Raw genomic sequence first — 24312 nt, forward strand, 5'->3', positions numbered from 1 at the left:
CGGCCGGCCCGGTGGAGGGACTTACGCCTTTGCGGTGTCGGCCGGTCGGGACTCGAGCACGGCCCCTCGTGGTGGTCTCGTGCTGCCCAGCCAGCCCAGAAGGAATGCCGTAGGCACGGAGACCACGCCCGATGTGTGGAGCGGGTACCAGTCGAAGTCCGCCTGCGGCAGCAGCGCGTAGTCCGTCCCGGAAACGGTGGGAGAGAAGACCGTCAGTACGGTGCAGACGATCAGCCCCCCGTAGACGCACCACAGGAGACCCCGACGATTGAACTTCCGCCAGAAGAAGGAGTAGACGAGCGCGGGAAAGACACATGTCGCCCCCACGCCGAGCGAGAAGGTCACCAAGAACTCGACGGGATACCGGTGGAAGGCGACGGACAGTGCCATTCCCCCGACGCACAGGAGGACGACAGAGAGGCGAAGGGCCCTTATCTCTCCGGCTCCGGTGAGGGAACGGCCGGTCCGGGTGAGGACGTCGTGGGTGAGGGTGACCGAAGCGGCGAAGGTCACACTGGTCACCGCGGTCAGCACGGCGAGGAACGCGACGCACGCCACGAGGGTGATGAGCACCACGCGTGACGTCGACCCGTGCCCGATCACGTCGGAGGCGAGCAGGATCGCGGCCCCTTGACCGTTCGCGTCGACCGCGCCGATCTCCTTGCTGCCGACCACGGCTGCCGCCGCGAACCCGGTCGTGGCCAGGAGGAGATAGAACGCGCCCGTCAGTCCCACCGAGAGGCTCGTGGAGCGCCGGGCCGACCTCCCGCTTCGCGATGCGGCGATGCGGAGTACGAGGTGCGGCATCATCGCCGTGCCGAGAATCACGACGAGGTGGTCGCTGATCGTGTTCATCGGGCCGAGATTCACGGTGTGCGCCCAGAGTCCCGGGCTCAGGTACCTGTCCGGCGCCGTGCTCTGCTCCCTGGCGGCCGACAGCAGGTCGCCGGGATTCCACGAGAACGTGCTCAGGGCGAGCAGGGTGACCACGGTGAGCACCAACAGCGTCACGGGCACCTTGACGACCTGGACGAAGGTGGTGCCCCTCAGGTCCGCCACGGCGGCGAAGCAGGCGATGAGGCAGCCCATCATCACGGTGCAGGCCACCTGGGCGGCGGGGCTCGACATGCCGATCAGGAGGGCCGCGCTGATGCCTGCCGCGCGTAGCTGGACCATGAGCAGGGGCACGGTGATGACGAGCGTCACCACGACGGCTGCCGTACGCGTCCCCGGTCCGGACGCGCGCAGGGAGAAGAGCCCTCCGAGTGTGTAGCGGCCGCTGTCGCGGATCTTCTGGGCGAGGATGAGAAGAACGCCGAGCGCGATGACGCTGTCGGCGATGACGGAGGCGAATCCGTCGTAGCCGAAGAGGGCGACCGCCCCCGGCGCCGCGAACAGGGTGACGACCGTGATGTGCTCGCCTGCCAGCGCGAACCCGTTGAAGACCGGGGAGAGCGACCGATCGGCGACGTAGAGCCTCTCCGGGTGATCGTCCTGGGAGGCGAGAGTGAAGACCCACAGCAGGCAGAGGCCGATGAAGACCAGAAAGGCGCTGATCACGGGGCCCCGGGCGGCCGGGCCGACCGGGTCGACCGAGCCCCAGCTCAGGAGAAGCTGCGTCGTCACCGCCTCACCGTCCGGGCCGTCGAGGGGAGGGCATTCCCGTGGTTCCGGCTGAGGGCGGGCCGCCTGCCGTGTCCTCGTCCACGCCGGCGCACAGACGCGTGGACCGGTCCTCGTACCACCACGTACTGGTGAGGAACAGGCCGAGTTGCAGGAAGACCCATACGACGCCGAGTGTGAGTTGCCCGTACACGGTGACGCCGGCGATCACGGGGGCGCAGGACAGCATCACGCCGATGGCCAGGGGGACCGCGTTGACGACCAGGAACGCTCGCCGGACACCCCGGCCGGTGCCATCGGGGTCGGCGCCACCTGGCGAGGCGGGCGGACCGCCCGGGGGAGTGGGGACGAAGAAGGCGCGCAAGGAAACCTCCGGGCGCTGAAGAGTGACGGGCGAGGGGGCCCGTACGAGGGGGTGGGGCCTCTTCCGGCGGACGCGGGGGCAGCCGTGGATCACCGCCGTATGCCGGGTGCCGGGCTGCGGGCCGTGAGAAGAGAGGCGATCACGCCGGGAATGGGCCAGTCGAAGGCAAGTCGATCTCGAATCGACTCCGCATTTATGCACGGCCGGTCGCGCAACGTCAACCGCCACGGCCTGTGAGTGGCGCCCCGGGCCCGGTGACGCCGTCGCCGGCCCTCGATGGGCAGGAGGATCAGCTCCGGCGGACGCGCCCTTCGATGACGTAGGACTCCACGTACGCGATCACGATGCGGCGCGCTTCGTGGATGGTGGCGTCGTCGCCCTCCGGTGAGCGCCGGAAGGCCGCTTCGAAGAGCCGGTTGCCCACCTCGAAGGCGAGCTGCACGACGAGGACGGGCAGGTCGGCGGGGACGAGGTCGCGGGCGACCAGGAGCCTCCAGACGCGCTCGGCTTGGGCCTCGTCGAATGCGCGGACGTGCTCGCCGACCGTCTCGGAGCTTCCCTTGAACCACAGTTCTGCACAGCTGGGGTGGCCGCGGAAGTAGTCGAGCAGCGGATCGATCACCGCGTCGGCCACGCCGGAGAGCGTGTGAGGCCGCTTCTCCTCCAGCGTGGCGCCGATGCGGGAGTCCAGCTCGTGGGCGTGGCGCCGCAGGAGTTCGGCCTCGACCTGGTGGCGGTGGGAGAAGTAGTGGTAGACGGAGGCGACGGGTATGCCCGCTCGCTCTCCTATCGCCTTCAGTGTGGCCGCCTCGTAGCCCTGCTCGCCGAGTAGCACCTCGGCGGCGTCGAGTATGGCCCGCCTCCGTGCGATCCCGCGCCGCTGCGCCCCGGCCGGGCGCGAGGGTGTCTGCACAGTCAAGCCTTTCTCGAACACGATTCGAGATCGTATCAGCCAGGGGTGTGGACCCTTGTCGTCCTGAGGGTTGACAGCTCGAAGGTGCGCCCTAAACTCAAATTCAAGTCGATTTTGGGTTTTGTTGTGCGGGGTGAACAGCGCCGCCCGCGGGTGACTTCCTGCCGATGGCCACCTCCGCAGTCCACTCCCCGTTCGAGGAGAAGCAAGGAACCATGTCCGACAGATTCGCGGGACAGACCGCGATCATCACCGGGGCCAGCCGTGGCATCGGTCTCGCCATAGCCGGACGACTCGTCGCCGAAGGCGCGAAGGTCGTGATCACCGGGCGCAGGGCAGATGCACTGGCCGAGGCTGTCGCCGGCCTCGGCGGACCCGACCACGCACTCGGCGTCGCCGGGCACGCCGCAGACACCGCCCACCAGGAAGAGGCCGTCACCCGGGCGATCGACACGTTCGGCGGCGCCGACCTGCTGGTCAACAACACCGGCATCAACCCGGTGTACGGGCCGCTGATGGAACTCGACCCCACCGTGGCCCGGAACGTGGTCGAGGTCAACGTCCTGTCCGCGCTGTCATGGGTCCAGAAGACCTACAAGGCGTGGATGTCCGGACACGGCGGCGCGGTCGTCAACGTGGCCTCGCTCAGCGGTATCCGACCGGAGCCCGGCATCGGAATGTACGGCGCGAGCAAGGCGATGCTGATGCATCTCACCAAGGAACTGGCCGTCGAGATGAGCCCGCGTGTCCGGGTCAACGCGGTCGCGCCCGCCGTGGTGAAGACGAAGTTCGCCGCCGCGCTCTACGAGGGGAGAGAAGACGCGGTCGCGGCGGAGTACCCGCTGATGCGACTCGGAACCCCCGATGACATCGCCGGCGCGGTGGCGTTCCTGCTCTCCGGGGACGCGGCGTGGATGACGGGTCGGACCGTGGTCGTCGACGGCGGCCTCGCAGCCGCGGGCGGTGCCTGATGGGAGCGCACGCGGCAGACGCGACTCCGGGGCTCGACCTCGCCCGGCTCCGCTCCTGGTTCACCGAGACGGTGCCGACCGTGCGTGCCGGCATGCTGACGGCCACCCTGATCACCGGCGGCAAGTCCAATCTGACCTACCGCCTCAGCGACGGCGCGTCCCACTGGATCCTGCGCCGGCCGCCCCTGGGCCACATCCTCGCCACGGCCCACGACATGGGACGCGAGTACGCGGTGATGGCGGCGCTCGCCGACACCCCCGTCCCCGTGCCCGCCATGCACGGCCTGTGTCTCGACACCGGCGTCCTGGGCGCCGAGTTCTACGTCATGGAAGCAGTCCCCGGCAGGCCGTACCGCACGGCGGCCGACCTGAAGCCGCTCGGCCCGCACCGGGTCCGGCGGATCTCCGGCGCTCTCGTCGACACCCTCGCCGCCCTCCACACGGTGGACCCGGACGCCGTCGGGCTCGGCGGCTTCGGCCGCCCCGAGGGCTTTCTCACCCGGCAGGTCGCGCGCTGGCGACGCCAGTTGGGTGCCTCGTACTCCCGTGACCTGCCCGACGCCATCAGCTTGCACGCCGCGCTGGAGGAGCGGGCCCCGGCGGCGGACGCCGCGGCCCGGCCCGGAATCGTCCACGGAGACTTCCGCCTCGACAACGTCCTGGTCGACGGCGACGACCGGCTCCGCGCGGTCATCGACTGGGAGATGGCCTCCGTCGGCGATCCGGTCACCGACCTGGCGCTGATGCTGCTCTACACCCGGCTCGCCCGCCTCGTCGGTGCCGAGGTCGCCCCCGACGCCGGCCTGGCGCCCGGTTTTCTGACCGAGGCGGAGATCGTCGCCCGCTACGCCAACCGTAGTGCGCGCGACCTCGGCGACCTCGGGTTCCACCTCGGCCTCGCGGCCTTCAAGCTCGCCGCGATCCTCGAAGGCATCCACTACCGCCACCTCAAGGGGCAGACGGTCGGCCCCGGTTTCGACCGGATCGGCGACGTGGTCCACCCCCTTCTGGACGCCGGTCTTGCCGCACTCAAGGAACACTGACCATGCACTTCGCTTTCGACCGCCGCACCGAGATGCTCCGCGAGAACCTCCAGGACCTGATGTGGAGCCACATCCACCCCGCGGAAACCGTGTTCGAGCAGCAGCTCGGGGCCCTGGAGGAGCGCTGGTCCTGGGACTCGGTACCCGTGCTCGACGAGCTGCGAGCCGAGGCCCGCCGCCGCGGCCTGTGGAATCTCTTCCTTCCCGGTGAGGAGGGCGCCGGGCTCACCAACCTGCAGTACGCGCCCCTCGCCGAGATCACCGGCCATTCGCCGGAACTCGCGCCGGCCGCGCTCAACTGCGCGGCACCGGACACCGGCAACATGGAAGTGCTGTCCATGTTCGGCACCGAGGCCCAGCGCAAGGAGTGGCTGGAACCACTGCTTGCCGGTGAGATCCGCTCCGCCTTCGCGATGACGGAGCCCGACGTCGCGTCCTCCGATGCCACCAACATCGCCACGTCGATCGTCCGGGACGGCGACACGTACGTGATCAACGGGCGGAAGTGGTGGATCACCGGGGCGATGAACCCCAACGCCCGGGTGTTCATCGTGATGGGCCGGACCGACCCCGAGGCCGACCGGCACCGCCGGCAGTCGATGATCCTCGTCCCCCGCGACACCCCCGGCCTCGAGATCAGACGGTCCATGGAGGTCTTCGGGTACGACGACCACGACCACGGCGGCCACGCCGAGATGGTGTTCCACGACGTACGGGTCCCGGCCGCGAACCTCATCGGCCAGGAAGGCGACGGATTCGCGATCGCCCAGGCCCGCCTCGGCCCGGGACGGATTCATCACTGCATGCGCTTCATCGGCGTCGCCGAGCGGGCCATCGACCTGATGTGCACCCGCGCCGAGGAGCGGGTGGCCTTCGGCAAGCCTCTCGCCCGCCAGGGCGTGATCCGCGACTGGATCGCAGAGTCGAGGGTGCGGATCGAGCAGCTGCGCCTTCTCGTCCTCAAGACGGCTTGGCTGATGGACACCGTCGGCAACAAGGGCGCCCACACGGAGATCCAGGCCATCAAGATCGCCACGCCCAGGACGGTCCAGTGGATTCTCGACAAGGCGATCCAGATCCACGGAGCCGGCGGCCTGTCCCAGGACTTCCCGCTCGCCCGCGCCTACTCCGGCATCCGCTCGCTGCGCTTCGCCGACGGTCCCGACGAGGTGCACAAGAACGCCCTCGCACGCGCCGAACTCGGCCGGAGGGCCACCCGAGCGACGGGCGCCGACCCCGCGCATTCCTTCACCCCCGCGGCCAGGAGGCACCAGTGACCAGCACGACCACCAGCCGGACGCCCTCCGGGGCCACCTCTGATGACGATGTCGACGTACTGATCATCGGTGCCGGGATCTCGGGCATCGGCATGGGCAGTCACCTCCGTGCCCATCGCCCCGGCACGTCGTTCGCGATCCTGGAGGCACGGGACGAGGTCGGCGGCACGTGGAGCCTGTTCCAGTACCCCGGCATCCGCTCCGACTCGGACATGCCGACGTTCGGTTTCGGATTCAGGCCGTGGACCCATCAGAAGTCGATCGCCGACGGGCACCTGATTCTCGACTACCTGCGGCAGACGGCCGCCGAGAACGATCTGACCGGACACGTCCGCCTCGGTCACCGCGTGATCGGTGCCGACTTCTCGACGGCGACCGGTCGCTGGACCGTCACGGCCCGCTCCGCTGGCCGGACGGTACGGTTCACGGCGCGCTTCCTGTTCGTGGGCACCGGTCCGTACGACCACGACGCGGGCTTCACCCCCGAGTTCCCCGGCATCGAGGACTTCGCAGGCCGTGTCGTCCACCCCCAGCACTGGCCGCACGAGCTGGACTACGCGGGCAAGCGGGTGGTGGTGATCGGCAGCGGCGCCACCGCCGTCACCCTCATCCCCTCCATGGCCCGCACGGCGGCCCACGTCACGATGCTCCAGCGCTCGCCCAGCTACGTGTTCTCGATGCCGGCCAAGGACGCGATCGCCAACGCGCTCAGGACACTCCTCGGCCACCGACGCGCCCACGAGGTCATCCGGCGCAAGAACGTCTTCGTCGCCCGCGGGCTCTTCAAGGCCTGCCGTCGCGCCCCGAGGCTGACGCGCAGGCTGCTGATCTCGGGCGTGCGACGGCAGTTGCCCCGGCACTTCGATGTCGACACCCACTTCACGCCGCATTACGCGCCCTGGGACCAGCGGCTCTGCGTGGTACCCAACGGCGACCTCTTCAAGGCGATCTCTTCCGGACGTGCCTCGGTCGTCACGGACCACATCGAACGGTTCACCGAGACCGGTATCCGGCTGAAGTCCGGCCAGGAACTCGACGCCGACGTCGTCGTGACCGCGACCGGTCTCACCATGGCGGTCTTCGGCAAGATCCCGCTGAGCATCGACAAGCAGCAGGTACACGTGCCGGACACGACGGCGTACAAGGCCATGATGCTCTCCGGGGTGCCCAACTTCGTGTTCGCGCTGGGCTACACGAACCTCTCCTGGACGCTCAAGGTCGACCTGGTCTGCGAGCACTTCTGTCGCCTGCTCGACCACATGGACACCTACGGCTACACCACTGTCGAACCGGTCCTGAAGGACGCGACGATGGACCGCCTGCCCTACATGGACCTGACCTCGGGCTACGTCCAGCGCGGGATCGGAATGTTTCCCCGCCGCGGGACCAAGGGACCGTGGACGGTCGAGATGGCGTACGAGAAGGACATCGAGCGGCTGCGTGAGGAGCCGGTCGACGACAACGCGCTGCAGTTCACCAGAAGCGCTGCCCCCGCGGCGCCCGCACGGTCGACGTCCCGGTCGGAGGGAGCGTGATGAAGAGGGAGATCCGCTTCACCAGCCACGGCGTCACCTGCGCGGCCTGGCACGTGCCTGCCACGAACGAGGCACTGACGGGTCCGGACGGTCGACCGTGTGTCGTGATGGCCCACGGCTTCGGCGGGACCCGTGACAGCGGCCTGCTGAACTACGCCGAGCCGTTCGCCGAGGCCGGTATCGACTCGCTCGTCTTCGACTACCGCGGCTTCGGGGACTCCGGCGGCAGGCCACGCCAGGACGTCTCCGTCCGGCGCCAGCGGCAGGACTACCACGCCGCCCTCGCGGCCGTCCGCCGGCTGCCCGGCGTCGATCCGGACCGGGTCGCGCTGTGGGGCGCCTCGTACGCCGGAGGTCACGCCCTCGTGGTCGCGGCGCAGGACGGCCGGGCCGCGGCTGTCGTGTCCCTGACGCCGGTGACGGACGGCCTCGCCTCGCTGGCGCATCTCCTGCGCCACGCCGGGGTCCGCCCGCTGCGCCGCCTGGCCGGGCACGGTCTGCGGGACGCCGCTCGCGCCCTCGCAGGCCGACCGCCGCACCAGGTGCCGGTCGTGGGGGATCCCGGATCCCTCGCGATGATGACCCTCCCCGACGCCCTGAAGACCGCCGCCTCGTTCGCCGGCCCCACCTTCCGCAACGAGGTGTGTGCCCGTGCGGCGCTCAAGGTCGGACTGAACCGGCCCAGCACCTTCGTCGGACGCCTGACCTGCCCGATTCTGGTGCAGGTCGGCACGAACGATCGCATCGCGCCGCCCGAGGCGGCGCGCCGGACGGCCGACAGGGCCGGCAGTGTGGCCCAGTTGCGCGAGTACCCGGTCGACCATCTCGACGTCTACGACGGACCGGGACAGGCGCGAGCGCTCGCCGATCAGCTCGACTTCCTGACGCAGTGCCTCGATCCGCGGAGTTCACCCCGGCGCCCGGGGCGTCATCGGGCCCCTCTGACATAGCGGCGAGCCGAGGAGCGCGGGCCCTTCACCCGCATGAGCTCCACCCCTTCGTTCGTGACCACGCACTCTTCATTCAAGGGACGGGATGAATATGTACGACTACGTCATTGTCGGTGCAGGATCCGCAGGCTGTGTCCTCGCTGCGCGGCTGTCGGAGGACCCTGCGGTCCGGGTGGCCCTGATCGAGGCCGGCGGGCCCGACACCGCGCAGGAGATCCACGTTCCGGCGGCCTTCCCGCAGCTGTTCAAGTCCGGCCTCGACTGGGACCTGGACACCGACCCGGAGCCCGGCATCGGCGGGCGCCGGGCCTACCTGCCCCGGGGCAGGGTGTTCGGCGGTTCCAGCTCGATCAACGCGATGATCTACATCCGCGGCAGCCGTGCCGACTACGACGGTTGGGCCGCGGCCGGGGCGACCGGCTGGTCGTACGAAGACGTCCTGCCGTACTTCAAGCGCGCCGAGGACAACGAGCGCGGCGCGGACGACCACCACGGCGCGGGCGGGCCGCTGACCGTCAGCGACGGCCGGTCCGTGCACCGGCTCTCCTCCGCCTTCGTGCAGGCCGCTCAGCAGGCAGGGCACAAGGCCAACGACGACTTCAACGGCGAGACGCAGTTCGGCGTCGGGCGCTACCAGCTCACCCAGCGCGACGGCCTGCGCTGCAGCGCGGCTGTCGCCTATCTGCACCCCGCCCTCGAACGGCCGAACCTCACCGTGATCCCGTCGGCCCTCGCCCACCGCGTGGTGATCGAAGACGGTCGCGCCACGGGCGTCGAGGTGGAACGAGACGGCACCGTCGAGGTGATCCGCGCCGAGCGCGAGGTGATCCTGTCCGCCGGCGCGTACGAGTCCCCGAAGCTGTTGATGCTCTCCGGCGTCGGGCCCGCCACCGCCCTGGCCCCCTTCGGTATCGATGTCGTCCAGGAGCTGCCGGTCGGCCAGGGCCTGCAGGACCACTACATGACCCTGCTGAACTTCCGTACCGACACCGAGTCGCTCATCAGCGCCGCCACCGCGGAGAACGCCGCCCTGCTGCAGAGCGAGGGACGCGGCCCGCTGACCTCCAACATCGGCGAGGCCGGCGGATTCTTCCGCAGCCGACCCGAACTGGACGCCCCCGACGTGCAGTTCCACGCCGCCCCGGTGCTCTTCCACCAGGAAGGGCTCGGCGCCCCTGTGGAGCACGGCTTCTCCTTCGGCCCGTGCGTGGTCGCCCCGACCAGCCGCGGCTCGGTCACCCTGCGCTCCCCGCGCCCCGACGCGGCGCCGCGGATCGTGCACAACTACCTGACGACGTCAGAGGACCGGGATGCGATCGTCGCGGGAATCCGGATCGCCCTGGACATTGCCGCGCAGTCGGCCGTCGCCGACCTGGTCACGGAGCCGTTCGACGTGCCGGCCTCGGACTCTGACGCGGGACTCCTCGCCTGGGCCCGGCGGTCCGGCCAGACACTGTTCCACCCGACGTCGACCTGCGCCATCGGCTCGGTTGTCGACTCCGAGCTGCGTGTGTTCGGCGTGCAGGGCCTACGGGTCGTCGACGCCTCCGTCTTCCCGTCGGTGCCGCGCGGCAACACCAACGCGCCCACGATCATGGTCGCGGAGAAGGCGGCCGACCTCATCAAGGGAGCCGTCTGATGGCCACGTCGTCGCCGACCACCGAGCAGGTGTGGGAGATCGACCGGGTCGTCGACGACCTGGTCCGCGGCGAGGCCGCGTGGGCCGCCTGCGACAGGGCGAAACGGCGCGAGCTGTTGGAGCAGATGCATGCCGCCACCGCCGAGCACGCGGAGGAGTGGGTGCGCGCGGCCGTCTCGTACAAGCGCCTGCCGGAGGACAGCCCGCTGGTCGGGGAGGAGTGGATCACCGGCCCGTACCCCGTCCTCACGTCCCTGGGCTCGCTGGCCGCCAGCATCGAGGCCCTGGAGGAAGGCCGCAGCCCCGTCGACGGCTTCTCCTTCGGCCGGGCGCCCGGTGGGCGCGTGTCGGTCCGAGTGCTGCCGCACAGCATCTGGGACCAGCTGCTCCTGAACGGCTTCAGCGCAGAGGTGTGGATGCCCCCGGGTGTCACCAAGGAGGAGGTACGGACGCGCGCGGGCCTCGCCGAGCTCCGCCCGGCCGAGACGAACGGTGTCGGCGTCGTGCTCGGCGCGGGGAACATCACCTCGATCCCGATCCTGGACGTGCTGTACGAGCTGTACGCGAACAACCGGGTGGTGGCCCTCAAACTCAACCCGGTCACCGATGGCCTCCTCGACGTCTTCGGCGAGGTCCTCGCCCCGCTGATCGACCTGGGCGCGGTACGGATCCTCACCGGCGGCGCCGACGTGGGCGGGTACCTCGTGAACCACCCGAAGGTCTCCCACGTCCACATGACCGGCAGCGCCGCCACACATGACGCGATCGTCTTCGGGCCGGGAAAGGAAGGCAACGCCCGGAAGGCGGCCGGCACCCCACTGCTCGACAAGCCGGTGACCAGCGAACTGGGCGGGGTATCCCCGACGATCGTGATCCCGGGCGACTGGTCCGAGGCAGACCTGCGCTACCAGGCCGAGCACATCGCCACCCAGAAGCTGCACAACGGCGGCTACAACTGCGTCGCCAGCCAGGTCGTACTCGTCAGCTCCGACTGGACGCAGAAGGACCGCTTCCTCACCCATCTGCGGCAGGCGCTGTCCGACGCGCCGACGCGCCCTGCCTACTACCCTGGCAGCGACGACCGAGTGAACCTGGCCGTCGGCGCGTACGCCGACGCGCGGCGCCTCGCCGGGGGCCGGGTGCTCCTCACGGACCTCGACCCGGCCGATCCGGGGCCCGCTCTGACCACCGAGTACTTCGGCCCGGTCCTCGCGGTGCTGGAACTCCCCGGAGACATGGGACAGTTCCTCGACGAGGCGATCCACACCGCCAACGAGAAGCTCGCCGGAACGCTCGGGGTGAACCTGATCGCGCACCCCCGGACCATCGCCGCACTCGGAGGGGCGCTCGACAAGGTCATCGCCGAGCTCCGTTACGGGACGGTCGCCCTGAACGCGTGGACCGGCGTCGGCTACCTCACCGCGACCGCCAGCTGGGGCGCCTACCCCGGCCACACCCTCGACGACGTGCAGAGCGGCATCGGCGTCGTGCACAACGCCCTCCTCCTGGACGGGCCGGAACGCACCGTCGTCCGCGGTCCGTTCCACCCGGCGCCCCGGGCCATCCTGCACGGCAAGACGACCCTGTCCCCGAAGCCCCCGTGGTTCGTCGGCAACCGCACGGCGGCCACCACGGGCCGGCTCCTCGCCGACTTCGCCGCCTCGCCCCGCTGGACGGCCCTGCCGAAGATCTTCGCCTCCGCCCTGCGCGGCTGACCATGTGCCGGCCCGATCCGTGCCGGCAGTCCGCGCCACCAAGACGTCGAGTCGGCGCACCAGGGACGCTCCCGACTCGACTCCGACCAGGGCGTCGCCGCGACCTCGCACCGGGGAGGTCGAGTCGCTGCGACGCCCTGGTCACCCCGTACACCGTGCGTACGCCGACGGTCCACGCCCTTGCGTACGCCGACGGTCCACGCCCTTCCGAGGAGAGCCGCTGCCATGCCCCACGCCATCATTCCCCTCACGCGCGCGCGTGATCCCTTTCCCCAGGACGACCTGACAAGAGACGCGAACGGCGACCCTCACTACGCGGACGTACCCGCGACGCTCCTCGACCTGCTCCGCAAGCACGTCGAGGAACGGCCCGACGCCGAAGCCCTCGTCGAGCTCGGCGGGGATCGACTCACCTACGGGCAGCTGTGGGAGCGTGCGACGCGCGTCGCCGGCGGGCTTCGCGCCCTCGGCGTGGCACACGGGGACCGGGTGGCCGTGCGATACCCGGCCGGTACGAACTGGGTGCTCGCCTTCTGGGGCACGGTCATGGCCGGCGGCATCGCCGTCGCGGTCAACACGCGGTCCGCCCGGCCGGAGGTCGAGTTCGTCCTTGAGGACGCCGGCGTGCGGGTCGACCTGTCGGCCGACGCCCCGCTGCCCGACGGGCTTCCGTACGTGACGGCGGACCCCGACCGGGATGATGTCGTCGCGCTCTTCTACACCTCGGGGACGACCGGGCATCCCAAGGGGGTGCCGACCACCCACGAGGCATTCGTCACCAGCGCGGAGAACATGGTCCGCTGCCTCGGCATGGCGCGCGACGCGGGTCCCGACCTGCGGACGCTGATCTCCGTGCCGCTGTTCCACGTCACCGCCTGCAACGCCCAGCTCATGGTCGCCGCGTACGTCGGCGGCACGTCCGTGATCATGCCGGCGCTCGACCTGCCGGCGCTGCCGGAGGCGATCACCGCCGAGCGGATCTCCTTCCTGGTCACCGTGCCCGCGGTGTACGCCCTGCTGCTGCGCCACCCGGCTTTCGTCGGTGCCGACGTGTCGGGCGTGCGCACGGTGGCGTACGGGGGAGCGCCGATCGCCCCCGTTCTGGTGCGGTCCCTCCGAGAGGCGTTCCCGCAGGCCAGAGTCATCAACGGGTACGGCATGAGCGAGACGGCCTCGCTGATCACCGTGCTGCCGGACGGGGACGCGGTCGAACACGCGGATTCCGTGGGCTACGCGGTTCCGTCGGTGGACCTCGGCATCGTCCCCATCGGGGACGACGCGGGTTTCGGGGAGCTGGTGGTCCGCGGCGCCAACGTGACGGCCGGCTATTGGCGCAGGCCGGAGGCCACGGCAGCGGCAGTCGTGGACGGGTGGCTGCACACCGGCGACATCGTCCGGGTGGACGACGCCGGACGTGTCCACATCGTCGACCGGATCAAGGACATCATCAACCGCGGCGGCGAGAACGTCTCAAGTGTGGAGGTCGAGGCGGTCCTGCTGTCCGCCCCCGGAGTCACGGACGCCGCGGTCCTCGGTGTGTCCGACGACGTGATGGGCGAGAAGGTCGGGGCCGTCCTCTACGGCGACCGGGGCGAGATCGACCTCGCCGCCGTCCTTGCGCACTGCCGGGACCGGCTCGCCGACTTCAAGGTCCCCCAGTACGCCACCGTCGTCACCGAGGCGCTCCCGCGCAACGCCGGGGGCAAGCTCCTCAAGAACCGGATCCGGGAAGAGGTGCGGTGGGGCGCCCCCTTGCGGTGACACACCGCCAAGGGCGGGGCCGCCGACGGCCGCCCCGCCCTTGGCGTGCGGCGCCGCAGAAGGGCGCAGGCACCGGCTGGTCCCCGGAGGTGTCAGTCGGCCCGGTTGACCGCGCCCTTCTCCGCGTAGGTCTCGAGATAGGCGGTCACCATCCGCTTCGCCTCGGTCATCGTCCGCTCGTCCCCGTTCGGGTCCTGCTGGAAGGCGACGTCGAAGAGGCGTCCGCCGGCTTCGAACGCCAGCCTCATCACAAGGAGCGGCGTGTCGACGCGCAGCAGTCCACGACCGATCCCCAGTCGCCACAGCCGTTCCGCGACCTGGTCGTCGAACTTCTGGAACTGGGCACTCAGAGCCTCGTGACGACCGGAGAACCAGAGCTGGACACAGCTCGGGTGTGCCCGGAAGTACTCGACGATCGGGTCGAACACCAGGCCCACGACGTCGGAGACCGATCCGAACGCCTCGCCGTCGATGCCGTCGAGCACGCCGAGCAGTGCGTCGCTGTGACGCGTGATGATGGCCGCGTCCACCTGGTAGCGGTCCTTGAAGTAGTGGTAGACGGACGGTGTCGGGATGCCCGCCCGTTCTCCGATCGCCTTGAGGGTGGCCGCTTCGTAGCCACTCTCCGCCAGGATCTCGTCCGCGGCGTCCAGGATCGCCTTGACGCGGGCCATCCCGCGACGCTGCAGTGCAGCTTCCGGCCGGGCAGGCGCCTGGGGCACCCCCGCCGTGGCGGTTGCCGAGCGGCCGCGTTTCGGCTCGCCGGTACGTTCCTCAGCCACGCGACCCCCCGGCCGGACAAGCAAAGTCGATCATGAGTCGACAGTCTAGCAAGCAGCTCTCCGGCGGCATCGTGTCCCTGCCCTTGACATCGTCCGACCTGAATATCAAACTCGATTTGAGTTTGATATTCAGATGCTCGCACCACAGGTGCAGCGCGGGCAAGGAAGGGTGAGATGGCACGCCACGACATCGACTACAGGACGTTCACCGGATGGATCGAGGCGCCTTCCGACGTGAGTCCAGCGCTAGAGGGCGGGCTGACCTGCGAGGTGGCGGTCGTGGGTGGCGGGCTCGGCGGCATGTCGACCGCCCTGCGCCTGGCCGAACGCGGAGTCGACGTCGTTCTGCTCGAGGCGGAGTTCTGCGGCCATGGCTCGAGTTCGCGAAACGCCGGACAGCTGGCGGGCGGGCCCGGCGGCGACATCCAGTTGCTCAATCTCCTCTATCCCAAGCGTCTGCCCGCCATCGTGAGGTTCGCCGAGAACTCCGCCCACTTCATCGAGGCTCTCATCGACCGCCTCGGCATCGAGTGCGACTACGAGCCGACAGGCAATGTCGGTGTCGCGGTGTCGAAGGGCCAGATGGGCAGGGTCCGCAGAGTCGCCAAGATCCTTGCCGCAGCGGGCGCGACGGTCGAGGTCGGGGACAGCGCCGAGCTCGGTATCCCGCGGGGCTTCATCGGCGGGGTCCGTGAACCGGTCGGCGGCATGCTGGACCCGGGGAAGCTGACCATGGGTGTCCGTCGCACCCTTCTCGCCTCAAAGGTGCGCGTATGCGAACGAACTCGTGTCGAAAAGGTCCAGACGTCCGGCGCCGGCGTTCGCGTCTCGGTACCCGGTGGTCAGGTCCGGGCCGACCGGGTAGTCCTGGCCGCGAATGCGTTCGGTGGAGAGCTGGCGGTCACGCCGAAGCGACTCGCCTCGCCGATCTGGGTCACGGAGGCCGAAACCGCGCCGATCGATCCCGCCCGCCTTGCCGCTCTGGGCTGGACCAGCCGGTCCGGACTCGTCACCCAGCACGCCATCATGCAGAACTTCCGGCTGACATCGCGCAACACGATCGTCACCGGCGTGCGCAGGTTGCAGCGCGGAAGGTACCCGCTGTCGCCAGGACGCACGGCCGACGAGTCGGTCGTGGCCGGTCTCCTGGAGGGGTTCAGGACGTACTTCCCCTCCCTCGCGGACGTCGAGTTCGACCGCGCGTGGGGCGGCTGGGTGGCGGTCACGCCCAGCTGGCTGCCCGTGGCGGGCCAGGTCGCCGACAACATCCACTACTCGATCGGCTGCAACGGGCACGGCCTGGGGCAAGCCCCCTACCTCGGACAGCTGATCGCCGACCACATCGTCGGCGACACCCCGCACGAGGACCTCCTCGCCCTGTGGCGCGAGAAGCCCAGGTTCTTCCCCGCGCCGGCCATGTCCAGGTCCGGTCTCCGTGCGGTGTGGCTCGTGGACCGTATCGCCGATCGTTTCAACGGCAGTCGGCACGACGCCCGGCGGGTCTGAGGGGGCAGCTGTCCGGCGGTGAAGAGACGGAACCAGGCGTCGTCCGACCATCGCCCCGGGCACGGCCAGGCACCGATCGCGGTCCCGCTACCGCTCCGCGGCTTGCAGCGGCGGGGCGCCCCGGTGTGCAGCCGCCGAAGGGGCGGCGCCATAGAGCGTCGACATCCAGATGTTGTAGAGGACGTCGACGACCACCTGCGGATCGGTGTGCGGTTCGCGGCCGAACGCTTCGGAGAGGTACCTCTCGTCCATCCAGATGAGGGCACTGGCCGTCTGCTCGACGTCCGCCAGTTCGCCGATTCTGCCGCGGTCCTGCTCCTCCCGGATGTGCCGGACGGTCGCCTCGACGAAACGCCTGACGAGCGCCTTGTAGGCGCGCTCGACCTTCTCGTCGCTCCCGGCGGCGTCGGACAGCGCGCGCAGGACCGCGCCGTGCTCGACGTACACCTCGACCAAGCCCTCGAAGGCACGCCGAGCGTCGGCGGCCGGATCCTCGCCGCGCAGCCAGCGATCGGTCATCTCGAACAGGGTGCGGCCGGTGTTCTCGACGACGCGCAGAGCCAGGTCGTGCCGGTCGCGGAAGTGCACGTAGAAGGCGGGTCGCTTGAGCCCGGTCCGGCTCATCACCGCGTCGACGCTCATCTCGCGGAAGGGCCGCTCACGCAGCAGCGCCTCGGCGGCGTCGAGAATCTCGCGTTCGGACTCGCGCGGATCATGCTTCGGTCGTCGGGCCATGGGCCCATGGTACGGGGCCGGGAGGATTCAGTTACCTGCCGTCAGTGACGCGAAGTAACTGAGTGCTCGATAGGTGCCGAATGGTCGAGCAGAATATTTACATCGTGTCATTGACACCCTGTCATTGAGAATTGTAGCTTGCGGCTATGACCTCAAAGGCAGAGAAGAGAATCGTTTTCATCGGTGCCGCCGGTGAAATGGCCCGGGTCGCGATCGAACGCTTCGCCGGCGCGGTCCCGAACGGAAACTGGAAGCTGGAGCTGTACGACATCCGGCCCGAGAAGCTCGACGACCTGGTGCGAAAGCTGCCCCCGGGGGTGGCGACAGCCGGATCGTTCGACCTCTTCGACAAAGCCGCGCTGCGCACCGCTATCGACGGTGCCGCACTCGTCGTCCTCGCGGCAGGTCCTTACCTTCGCACCGCGGAGCCGGTGATGGAGGCGTGCATCGAGAAGAGGGTGCCCTATCTGGATCTCGGTGACGACGAGGCGAGCACCCGCGCGGCGTTGGACCTCGACGCGCAGGCGAAGGCGGCCGGCGTGCCGATCTTCGTGTGTTGCGGCACGTCGCCCGGGCTGACCAATGTGATGGCGGCTGACGCGGCCCGCGACATGGACACCGTCGAACGCATCGAGGTGTGTTGGGCGACCGGTGACGAGGGCCCTGTTCCGTACGGGCGCGCGGTGCTCGACCACGCGATCCGGGGATTCGCCGGGCCGTGCCATACCTGGGAGAACGGCCGCTCGGTCGTCCATCAGACCTTCCTGGAATCGGACGTCTTCGACTTGGGCAACTCCTTCGGCCACTTCCGGCTCTTCGAGTGCGCCCACCCGGAATCGGTGACGATGCCGCGGCGTTGGCCCGACGCCGACCGTATTCGGGTTCTCGGCGCGCTCGATCCGGCGCCGATCAACGGCGTCATGCGCGGCGTCGCCGTAGCGGTGGAGAGCGGCAAGCTGCCCATGGATGACGCCATCGACTTCATCAACGACGTCGTCTGCGACAAGACCGGTTCGCTCAAGGTTTGGCCGCACGCCCTGAAGGGCGTGTGGGGCACGGTTCGCCGGCGTGAGATCAAGGCGAGCGCGGTACTCAAGTACTTCTGGTCCGCTGCCAGGAAGAAGCATGCCGACTTCCGCGGCATCAACTACGTCCGGGTGACCGGCGAACGCGAGGGCGTGAAGGTCGTGTCGATCCGCCGGCTTCCCGTCAGCGGTCCGGGCACCGCCTGGTCGGACATGGCGGCGGGGACCGGATCGGCGACGGCCGCCTTCATGGTGCTGGCCGTCACGGACCTGGGCGGCAGAGCGGGGGTGCTCGCGCCGGAGGACTGGGCCGACCCGGAGGCGTTCTACGAGGCGCTGGCCCGCACCGGCAACTCACCGCTCACCGATGTCATTGAGGCGGTAGTGCGCCCGAGCACGGTGCTGACCTCTGGCAGGTCGAGCGCCGTTCAGCCCTAGCAGGGTCTCCTTCGCGAGTTCCGCGAAGTCCTCCCGAGTCGTCACAGAGGTAGCTATGGACTCCAAAGTAATACTGCTCTTGATTGCCGATGCCTGGATGATCTACGCAGGCTACGTTTTCGGCGTGCGGTTCATTCGGCAATACTCGAACCACTTCCTCGGTATCGAGTGGATCGTCATCGCGCTCTCCGGCACCAACGTCGTGCTCCTCGGATTGATCGGCGGCGACCACAGCAGTCCTTCCTATGGCCTGATGCTCTTCTTCGACGCGTTCTCCAGGTCGTTCGGCATCACCTTGATCCTGGTGCTGGGGATGCTGAAGGTCACGCACCGGTACAAGCCTTCGCCGGTCGTCGACGTCGGTGCCTTCGGGCTCGCGATCGTGACCGGCCTCTACCTGGCGGTGTTCGGGCAACCGATCACCACGCCTTGGGCGATCTTCTACATCGTGATGAACGCCCTGGCCACGCTGTTCATGTTCTATGTCGCCTTCCGCCTCTGGCGTGTCGACGAAAACCGACACGCGGTCTGGGTCGTCATCGCGACGATCGGCGCGGCCGCAGTCGCCGGCACCTATGACTTCATCCATATTCCGGGAGACGACGAGAACCATACGATCTTCTACACCCTCGCCATCACTCTCTGGGCCCTCCAGATGACCGTGTACTACTACGCCTACCGCGCCTTGCATCGTCACAACGCACGGGTCGACGGCGATCGGGCCGCGGTGGCCGCGGCCTGAAGCGCCTGGGTGAAGCCTCGGCGGGGCATTTCCCCTTCATAGGTGGGGTGTTGAGCGCGGTGCCGTCGTACGCGGAGACCTTCGCGGGGCTGCGTATGTCGCAATTCCAGCGGCCGACTTCGAGGGCGCCGGACAGTCGTCAACGGGTGGCAGGCATTCAGGCGTCGAGTCGGTGGTGACCGTTGCGCGCTTCAGAGTCGTTCCCACCAACCCAGTGCCAGGACGATGCCCTTCTTGGCGGAGCACCCGAACGTATGCCCGCTGAAGGAGAAGTAAAGAGAGGCGAGGCCGGCGGTTGTCGCGGTCGTCCCGATGATGGCTATCCCGGCCCACCAGGAGATGAAGAATCCGAGGAGGAGAGCGGGGACGAGCATGATCAGGCTGCCGACCGCGACTTCGCGGAGAACCCTGCTCCAGCTCGCTCTCTGCCAGGCCCGCGACCTGGGGGAGTACCCCTCCAGGGGTACGTGGCCGGTGGTGTCACAGGCCTCACTGCTCATCACCATCGCTCCCGACGGATTCTGGAGAATGTAAGATTCAATCTCGAATCGAATTTGAGTCTAAGGTGCTCCGGAGCGAGGCTCCAAATGTGGCGGATCGTCGCTGTGTCGGGGCCGCTCGGCCCCCCCTGCGCGCACCCGGGAAGGAAGCAGTCATGAACAGTGAGGATCACCGCGCGGATCAGGCGAACGAGCGCTGGAAGGTGAAGGGTGCCGCCTGGCGAGTCTTCTTCTACGTCCTCGGCGCTTATGCATTCCTCAACGTGGTGGGGTTCTTGAGCGCCCATGCGCAGGAGTGAGTGCGCGGGCCGCGAGATGTTCCGAAGGAGCGGGTGCCCGCGAGCCCGACATGCGCGCCCCTGGGCCGGTCACCGCCTTACAGGGGGCGGGCCGAGCGGTTCCGGCGGCACCTCGTCGCCAGAGGGCTCGGGAAGCCGTCCAGCCCGGTCGGAGCGATCTTCCTCACAAACAACGCACGGGGGCGTCGGTGTAGGGTCGAGCCCGCCCTTGACCTGCACAAAGCAGGCAGGGAGCCGTCTTAGAGGAGTCCACTGTGCTGCGCACTCTGTTCAAGTCCAAGATCCACCGTGCCACCGTCACGCAGGCCGACCTGCACTACGTCGGGTCTGTGACGGTCGACGCCGAGTTGATGGAGGCGGCGGATCTGCTGCCGGGGGAGCTTGTGCACATCGTCGACATCGACAATGGCGCGCGGCTGGAGACCTACGTCATCGAGGGTGAGCGCGGGTCCGGGGTGATCGGGATCAACGGGGCCGCGGCGCATCTCGTGCACCCGGGCGACCTGGTGATCCTCATCAGCTACGCGCAGGTCGACGACGCCGAGGCGCGGTCGCTCGTGCCGCGCGTGGTGCACGTGGACGCGGACAACCGGATCGTGGAGCTCGGCGCGGACGCGTCCGCGCCGGTACCGGGCAGCGACCAGGCGCGCAGCCCGCACGCGGTGCCGGCGCAGGTCTGAGGGCCGGGCCGGTGGTCCTCGCGCTGCTGCACACCTCGCCCGTCCACGTGCCCGTCTTCGACGGGCTGCGGGACGCGGACCATCCCGGGCTCGAGCTGCGGCACCTGGTTTTCGAGGAGCTGCTGGCGCGGGCCCGGGCCGAAGGGCCGGAGGCGGTCGCCGGGGACGTCGTACGCCTGCTGGAGGCCGCCGTCGCGGACGGGGCCGCCGCGGTGCTCTGCACCTGCTCCACGATCGGGGGCGTCGCCGAGGCGGCGGCCCCGTGCCTCGGCGTCCCGGTGCTCCGCGTCGACCGTCCCATGGCCGCGCGGGCCGCGGCGGCGGGGCGGGTCCTGGTGCTCGCCGCGGTCGAGAGCACCTTGGGGCCGACCGTCGAGCTGATCCGTGACGAGGCCGGAGGCGATGGCGATATGCCGCGTATCGCCACCCGACTGGTGGAAGGCGCGTGGGACCGGTTCGAGGCGGGGGACCGGGAGGGCTATCTGGTCGCCGTGGCCGCCGCCGTCGACGCCGTACCGGCTTCCGAGGCGGACGTGATCGTGCTGGCCCAGGCGTCCATGGCGGGCGCGGCCGACCGGACGGCCACCCCGCTGCCGGTCCTGGCCAGTCCCCGGACGGGCCTCGCCGCGGCCGCGGAGGCCGCGCGCGGCTGACCGCGGCACGCATGGGCTCGGCGGGCGGGGGCAGGCGCAGTCGGAGAGCCTTGTGCCGTACGGCCTGCCGAGTCGAGAGGCCCGTGATGACCAACCCGTACCCGGACCCCGTCCAGCCCCCGATGCCGCCGCCCGTGCCGGGACCGCCGCCGAGCCCGGTCCCGCCGGGGCCGACCCCGCCGCAGCCCCCTCCCGCGCCGCCGCCCCCGGACCCTCCGGTGCCCGGCCCGCCGCCGCCCCCCGGCCCGTCTCCGGACCCCGTCCCGCAGCCCCCGGGCCCGGCCCCGCTGCCCGAACCGGAGCCCACGCCTCAGCCGGGCCCCGCGGGCCCGCCGTAGCGTTCCTACGGATTCACCGCCGTCAGCAGGACCACCGAGTCCTCCAGGGCCAGCAGGCCGTGGCGGATCTTGGGGATCCTGGCGAGGCGGCCGGACGTGAGGTCCTCCGAGGCCTCGCCCGCCGTGATGCGAACCCTGCCCCGGAGGACCTGGAGGCTGGCCGCGGGTGGCGTGTTGTGTTCGTCCAGGGCACAGCCCGAGGCCAGCGCGATGACGCTCTGCCGCAGGGTGCCGTCGTGCATGATCAGCTCGGCGCTGCGGCCGTGGGGTTCGACCCTGGCCTTGGCCAGGTGCTCGTCGGCGAGTGACGCGAGGTCGTACATGGCCTTCTCCCTGGTGCGGGGTCGTCGCTTCCAGCCTTGCCGTTGTGGGGCGGGGCGCAACTCGGTCGCCCCCGCCCGGGGCCTCTCGCGTCTTGGCTGAAATGCGTCGTTCCGTCAGCACCCGGCGCACAAGCGGTATTTGGGCTTCCGTGCGCGCTCTTGTCATGGCCTGTTCTCTGCCCCTACCTTGGGCGGCTGCTACTGCGCTCAAGGGGGGCCCATGGCCGTTCGCGGACGACACCGCCGGTACCAGCCGAGCCGGATCAACCGAGCCTCGCTCACCGTCACGGCGGGCGGCGCCGGTATGGCGCTGCCGCTGATCGGCGCAGGCGACGCACACGCGGCCTCGTTGGACGTGTGGGAGAAGGTCGCGGCGTGCGAGTCCTCCCACAACTGGCGCATCAACACCGGCAACGGCTACTTCGGCGGGCTCCAGTTCAGCCAGTCGACCTGGGAGGCGTACGGAGGTACCCGCTACGCCCCGCGCGCCGATCTCGCCACCCGCGACCAGCAGATCGCCATCGCCGAGAAGGTGCTCGCGGGCCAGGGTCCCGGCGCCTGGCCGACCTGCTCCGTACGGGCCGGGCTCACCCGCGGCGGCGACGCCCCGGACATCACTTCGAACGGCGGCCGCAAGCCCGAGGCCGGGCCCACCGAGCAGTCCGCCCGGAAGCCCGTCGAACAGGTCACCCGGCAGTCCACGAAGCAGACCCCGCCGGTCACCCCGACCACCGTGCCGACCGTCCGGAAGATGTACACCGTCGAGCCCGGCGACTCCCTCTCCGGCATCGCCCGGGACGAGCGGGTCACGGGCGGCTGGCAGGGGCTGTACGAGGCCAATCGCCGTGTCGTCGGCGACGATCCCGATCTGATCTTTCCCGGTCAGCGGCTCTCGCTGGGCACCGCTCCACCGCCGGCCACCGCCCCGCCCGCCGCCAAGCCGCCCCGGGCCGAAACCCCGCCGCGAACCCAGGCCAAGGCCAAGCCCAAGCCGCAGCCCGCGCCCAAGCCGGTGTCCACACCCGCGCCCAAGCCGGTGTCCAAGCCCAAGCCCAAGGCCGAGACCCCGCGTCCGCAGGCCGCGCCCAAGGCGCGGCAGGCGTCGAAGCCCTCGACGCGCACCGGCTCCCTCCACGCGCCCGTCGGCGCGAACCCCGGCACCGCCTACGGCAAGGCCGGATCCGCCTGGTCCAGCGGCTACCACACCGGCGTGGACTTCCCCGTCCCCACCGGCACCTCCGTGAAGGCCGTGGCGGACGGCAAGGTCGTCTCGGCGGGCTGGGCCGGCGCGTACGGGTACCAGATCGTGATCCGGCACGACGACGGCCGCTACAGCCAGTACGCGCACCTCTCCGCCCTGACCGTGCGCGACGGCCAGCGGGTCGGCGCGGGGCAGCGCATCGCGCGCTCAGGGTCGACCGGCAACAGCTCGGGACCGCACCTCCACTTCGAGGTCCGCACGGGACCCGGCTACGGCTCCGACATCGACCCGCTCGCCTACCTCCGCCGGGGCGGCGTCTCCATCTGAGCGCGCGGAGCGTGCGGGAGCGGGACGGGCCTGCTCCGCCCCGTCCCGGTGGCCGGCCTGCTCCGCCCCGTCCCGGTCGCCGGTCTGCTCCGCCCCCGCCCCGTCAGGGACCAGGTCGTCCGCCGTCCGGGCCAGCGTGAGCAGCACGAGCCCGGCCGCCGCCAGGGCCCCGGCCAGCAGCGCCAGCGTCGTGCCGACCGCGCCGTACCGGAATGTCTCGCCGAACAGGGTGAGCCCGATGACCGCGGCGACGACCGGGTTCACCACGGTGACCGTCGCCAGCGGGGCGGCGAGCCCGGCGCGGTGGTACGAGGCCTGGGAGAGCAGCAGCCCGGCCACGGCGAACCCGCCCGTGGCCAGCAGCGCCGGCCACTCGGCCAGCGGCGCGTCCGCCGTCCACTCCTCCGCGACGGTCTTGGTGAACACCGAGGCCAGCCCGAAGGAGACGCCCGCCGCGCCGGCCAGCACCACACCGCGCGCGACGGGCCTGCGTATCCGCCCGGAGACGACGACCAGCACGGCGACGAGCCCGGCGGCGGCCGCCGCGAGCAGCAGCCGCTCCGCGCCGACCGGGGCCGCGGAGTCCGCCCCGCCGGTCAGGCTCAGCAGCCCCGCGAGGCCGACGGTGGCCATGAGCGCGCCCCGCCAGGCGGTCCGGCCGGCCCGCCGGCCGACGAACAGCGCCGCCATCGGCAGGGCGAAGACTATGGTCAGCGCGCCCAGCGGCTGGACGACGCTCAGCGGCCCGTACGCCAGCGCCGCGACGTGCAGCAGACCGCCCAGACAGTTCAGCGCCACCGACCCCCACCAGGCATGGCTGCGCAGGGGCGCGTACACGTGGCCGGGCGAGGAGGCGGCGACCCGCTCCTGCACGATCGCCGCGGCCGCGTAGGCGACGGCGGAGACCAGTGACAGCAGCACGGCCAGGAGGAGGGGGCTCATGTCGTCAACGATCTCTCCGAGAGACGTTCA

The 24312-nt window shown here is 70.2% G+C and carries 23 protein-coding genes; 15 read left to right on the forward strand and 8 right to left on the reverse strand.

What is annotated here, in order from left to right; translation table 11 throughout:
- Nucleotides 1-21: 21 nt before the first annotated feature.
- From ACGFMM_RS00765 to ACGFMM_RS00775, 3 genes are all read right to left on the reverse strand, one after another.
- On the reverse strand, nt 22-1626 hold the full coding sequence (locus ACGFMM_RS00765) for a transporter (RefSeq protein ID WP_393641821.1): 1605 nt from the start codon (nt 1624-1626) through the stop codon (nt 22-24).
- Between the two features lie 4 nt (nt 1627-1630).
- Complete coding sequence (locus ACGFMM_RS00770) at nt 1631-1987, reverse strand: hypothetical protein (protein WP_393641823.1); 357 nt, start codon at nt 1985-1987, stop codon at nt 1631-1633.
- A 289-nt stretch (nt 1988-2276) separates the two neighbouring features.
- Nucleotides 2277-2900 (reverse strand): TetR/AcrR family transcriptional regulator, encoded by a 624-nt coding sequence (locus ACGFMM_RS00775; protein ID WP_393641825.1) that lies wholly within the window; start codon nt 2898-2900, stop codon nt 2277-2279.
- 215 nt (nt 2901-3115) lie between these two features.
- Between ACGFMM_RS00775 and ACGFMM_RS00780 the strand changes: the two genes are divergently transcribed.
- From ACGFMM_RS00780 to ACGFMM_RS00815, 8 genes are all read left to right on the forward strand, one after another.
- Entirely contained in the window at nt 3116-3871 is a 756-nt protein-coding gene (locus tag ACGFMM_RS00780) for an SDR family oxidoreductase (protein WP_393641827.1), read from the forward strand.
- Nucleotides 3871-4914, forward strand: a complete 1044-nt coding sequence (locus ACGFMM_RS00785; protein ID WP_393641829.1) for a phosphotransferase family protein — start codon at nt 3871-3873, stop codon at nt 4912-4914. The genes ACGFMM_RS00780 and ACGFMM_RS00785 overlap by 1 nt, the downstream gene beginning before the upstream one ends.
- Before the next feature lie 2 nt (nt 4915-4916).
- Nucleotides 4917-6191 carry an acyl-CoA dehydrogenase family protein gene (locus ACGFMM_RS00790; protein WP_393641831.1) on the forward strand — a complete coding sequence of 425 codons (1275 nt, stop codon included), beginning with the start codon at nt 4917-4919 and terminating at the stop codon, nt 6189-6191.
- On the forward strand, nt 6188-7726 hold the full coding sequence (locus ACGFMM_RS00795) for a flavin-containing monooxygenase (RefSeq protein WP_393641832.1): 1539 nt from the start codon (nt 6188-6190) through the stop codon (nt 7724-7726). The genes ACGFMM_RS00790 and ACGFMM_RS00795 overlap by 4 nt, the downstream gene beginning before the upstream one ends.
- Nucleotides 7726-8676 (forward strand): alpha/beta hydrolase, encoded by a 951-nt coding sequence (locus ACGFMM_RS00800; protein ID WP_393641834.1) that lies wholly within the window; start codon nt 7726-7728, stop codon nt 8674-8676. The genes ACGFMM_RS00795 and ACGFMM_RS00800 overlap by 1 nt, the downstream gene beginning before the upstream one ends.
- Before the next feature lie 85 nt (nt 8677-8761).
- Nucleotides 8762-10315, forward strand: coding sequence for a GMC family oxidoreductase (locus tag ACGFMM_RS00805; protein ID WP_393641836.1), 1554 nt, complete (start codon nt 8762-8764; stop codon nt 10313-10315).
- Nucleotides 10315-12030, forward strand: coding sequence for an aldehyde dehydrogenase family protein (locus ACGFMM_RS00810; protein WP_393641838.1), 1716 nt, complete (start codon nt 10315-10317; stop codon nt 12028-12030). Before ACGFMM_RS00805 ends, ACGFMM_RS00810 begins: the two co-directional genes overlap by 1 nt.
- A gap of 225 nt (nt 12031-12255) precedes the next feature.
- Nucleotides 12256-13791, forward strand: coding sequence for a class I adenylate-forming enzyme family protein (locus ACGFMM_RS00815; RefSeq protein WP_393641839.1), 1536 nt, complete (start codon nt 12256-12258; stop codon nt 13789-13791).
- 92 nt (nt 13792-13883) lie between these two features.
- On the opposite strand, the gene ACGFMM_RS00820 is transcribed toward ACGFMM_RS00815, so the two are convergent.
- Nucleotides 13884-14465: a TetR/AcrR family transcriptional regulator gene (locus tag ACGFMM_RS00820; protein WP_393641841.1), complete on the reverse strand. Its 582-nt coding sequence runs from the start codon at nt 14463-14465 to the stop codon at nt 13884-13886.
- 282 nt (nt 14466-14747) lie between these two features.
- Between ACGFMM_RS00820 and ACGFMM_RS00825 the strand changes: the two genes are divergently transcribed.
- On the forward strand, nt 14748-16079 hold the full coding sequence (locus ACGFMM_RS00825) for an NAD(P)/FAD-dependent oxidoreductase (protein ID WP_393641843.1): 1332 nt from the start codon (nt 14748-14750) through the stop codon (nt 16077-16079).
- Nucleotides 16080-16166: 87 nt separating this feature from the next.
- Here the strand turns inward: ACGFMM_RS00825 and ACGFMM_RS00830 are convergent, their stop codons facing one another.
- Nucleotides 16167-16814 carry a TetR/AcrR family transcriptional regulator gene (locus ACGFMM_RS00830; protein WP_393641844.1) on the reverse strand — a complete coding sequence of 216 codons (648 nt, stop codon included), beginning with the start codon at nt 16812-16814 and terminating at the stop codon, nt 16167-16169.
- Nucleotides 16815-16960: 146 nt separating this feature from the next.
- On the opposite strand from ACGFMM_RS00830, the gene ACGFMM_RS00835 reads away from it, so the two are divergent.
- Together ACGFMM_RS00835 and ACGFMM_RS00840 are read left to right on the forward strand one after the other, a co-directional pair.
- Nucleotides 16961-18277 carry a saccharopine dehydrogenase family protein gene (locus ACGFMM_RS00835; protein WP_393641846.1) on the forward strand — a complete coding sequence of 439 codons (1317 nt, stop codon included), beginning with the start codon at nt 16961-16963 and terminating at the stop codon, nt 18275-18277.
- 55 nt (nt 18278-18332) lie between these two features.
- On the forward strand, nt 18333-19019 hold the full coding sequence (locus ACGFMM_RS00840; protein ID WP_393641848.1) for a transporter: 687 nt from the start codon (nt 18333-18335) through the stop codon (nt 19017-19019).
- Between the two features lie 191 nt (nt 19020-19210).
- Here ACGFMM_RS00840 and ACGFMM_RS00845 read toward each other — a convergent pair whose 3' ends face one another.
- On the reverse strand, nt 19211-19519 hold the full coding sequence (locus ACGFMM_RS00845) for a hypothetical protein (protein ID WP_393641849.1): 309 nt from the start codon (nt 19517-19519) through the stop codon (nt 19211-19213).
- Between the two features lie 155 nt (nt 19520-19674).
- Here ACGFMM_RS00845 and ACGFMM_RS00850 point away from each other — a divergent pair, with 155 nt between their 5' ends.
- The 3 genes from ACGFMM_RS00850 to ACGFMM_RS00860 all read left to right on the forward strand — a co-directional run bounded on the left by ACGFMM_RS00850 (nt 19675) and on the right by ACGFMM_RS00860 (nt 21151).
- The gene (locus ACGFMM_RS00850; RefSeq protein ID WP_393641851.1) at nt 19675-19818 is read left to right on the forward strand and encodes a hypothetical protein; all 144 of its coding nucleotides are present in this window, start codon (nt 19675-19677) and stop codon (nt 19816-19818) included.
- A 254-nt stretch (nt 19819-20072) separates the two neighbouring features.
- Complete coding sequence (gene panD / locus ACGFMM_RS00855) at nt 20073-20498, forward strand: aspartate 1-decarboxylase (RefSeq protein ID WP_393641853.1); 426 nt, start codon at nt 20073-20075, stop codon at nt 20496-20498.
- Between the two features lie 11 nt (nt 20499-20509).
- Nucleotides 20510-21151: an aspartate/glutamate racemase family protein gene (locus tag ACGFMM_RS00860; RefSeq protein ID WP_393641855.1), complete on the forward strand. Its 642-nt coding sequence runs from the start codon at nt 20510-20512 to the stop codon at nt 21149-21151.
- Between the two features lie 343 nt (nt 21152-21494).
- Here ACGFMM_RS00860 and ACGFMM_RS00865 read toward each other — a convergent pair whose 3' ends face one another.
- A complete protein-coding gene (locus ACGFMM_RS00865) occupies nt 21495-21812 on the reverse strand; it encodes a cupin (RefSeq protein ID WP_393641857.1) in 318 nt (105 codons plus the stop codon).
- A gap of 220 nt (nt 21813-22032) precedes the next feature.
- On the opposite strand from ACGFMM_RS00865, the gene ACGFMM_RS00870 reads away from it, so the two are divergent.
- On the forward strand, nt 22033-23340 hold the full coding sequence (locus ACGFMM_RS00870) for a transglycosylase family protein (protein WP_393641858.1): 1308 nt from the start codon (nt 22033-22035) through the stop codon (nt 23338-23340).
- Here the strand turns inward: ACGFMM_RS00870 and ACGFMM_RS00875 are convergent.
- Nucleotides 23221-24282: a DMT family transporter gene (locus ACGFMM_RS00875; protein ID WP_393641859.1), complete on the reverse strand. Its 1062-nt coding sequence runs from the start codon at nt 24280-24282 to the stop codon at nt 23221-23223. The two genes, ACGFMM_RS00870 and ACGFMM_RS00875, sit on opposite strands and share 120 nt — an antisense overlap.
- Nucleotides 24283-24312: the final 30 nt, after the last annotated feature.

Source organism: Streptomyces sp. NPDC048604, assembly GCF_043199435.1.
Classification (GTDB): domain Bacteria; phylum Actinomycetota; class Actinomycetes; order Streptomycetales; family Streptomycetaceae; genus Streptomyces.

Excerpts from the sequence above, each read along its gene's own strand:
- ACGFMM_RS00825 (WP_393641843.1), top strand. The coding sequence starts at position 14,748 with ATGGCACGCCACGACATCGACTACAGGACGTTCACCGGATGGATCGAG.
- ACGFMM_RS00780 (WP_393641827.1), top strand. The coding sequence starts at position 3,116 with ATGTCCGACAGATTCGCGGGACAGACCGCGATCATCACCGGGGCCAGC.
- ACGFMM_RS00790 (WP_393641831.1), top strand. The coding sequence starts at position 4,917 with ATGCACTTCGCTTTCGACCGCCGCACCGAGATGCTCCGCGAGAACCTC.
- ACGFMM_RS00845 (WP_393641849.1), bottom strand. The coding sequence starts at position 19,519 with ATGAGCAGTGAGGCCTGTGACACCACCGGCCACGTACCCCTGGAGGGG.
- ACGFMM_RS00805 (WP_393641836.1), top strand. The coding sequence starts at position 8,762 with ATGAATATGTACGACTACGTCATTGTCGGTGCAGGATCCGCAGGCTGT.
- ACGFMM_RS00820 (WP_393641841.1), bottom strand. The coding sequence starts at position 14,465 with ATGGCCCGCGTCAAGGCGATCCTGGACGCCGCGGACGAGATCCTGGCG.
- ACGFMM_RS00815 (WP_393641839.1), top strand. The coding sequence starts at position 12,256 with ATGCCCCACGCCATCATTCCCCTCACGCGCGCGCGTGATCCCTTTCCC.
- ACGFMM_RS00865 (WP_393641857.1), bottom strand. The coding sequence starts at position 21,812 with ATGTACGACCTCGCGTCACTCGCCGACGAGCACCTGGCCAAGGCCAGG.
- ACGFMM_RS00875 (WP_393641859.1), bottom strand. The coding sequence starts at position 24,282 with ATGAGCCCCCTCCTCCTGGCCGTGCTGCTGTCACTGGTCTCCGCCGTC.
- ACGFMM_RS00810 (WP_393641838.1), top strand. The coding sequence starts at position 10,315 with ATGGCCACGTCGTCGCCGACCACCGAGCAGGTGTGGGAGATCGACCGG.
- ACGFMM_RS00870 (WP_393641858.1), top strand. The coding sequence starts at position 22,033 with ATGGCCGTTCGCGGACGACACCGCCGGTACCAGCCGAGCCGGATCAAC.
- ACGFMM_RS00800 (WP_393641834.1), top strand. The coding sequence starts at position 7,726 with ATGAAGAGGGAGATCCGCTTCACCAGCCACGGCGTCACCTGCGCGGCC.
- ACGFMM_RS00835 (WP_393641846.1), top strand. The coding sequence starts at position 16,961 with ATGACCTCAAAGGCAGAGAAGAGAATCGTTTTCATCGGTGCCGCCGGT.
- ACGFMM_RS00785 (WP_393641829.1), top strand. The coding sequence starts at position 3,871 with ATGGGAGCGCACGCGGCAGACGCGACTCCGGGGCTCGACCTCGCCCGG.
- ACGFMM_RS00850 (WP_393641851.1), top strand. The coding sequence starts at position 19,675 with ATGAACAGTGAGGATCACCGCGCGGATCAGGCGAACGAGCGCTGGAAG.
- ACGFMM_RS00840 (WP_393641848.1), top strand. The coding sequence starts at position 18,333 with ATGGACTCCAAAGTAATACTGCTCTTGATTGCCGATGCCTGGATGATC.
- ACGFMM_RS00830 (WP_393641844.1), bottom strand. The coding sequence starts at position 16,814 with ATGGCCCGACGACCGAAGCATGATCCGCGCGAGTCCGAACGCGAGATT.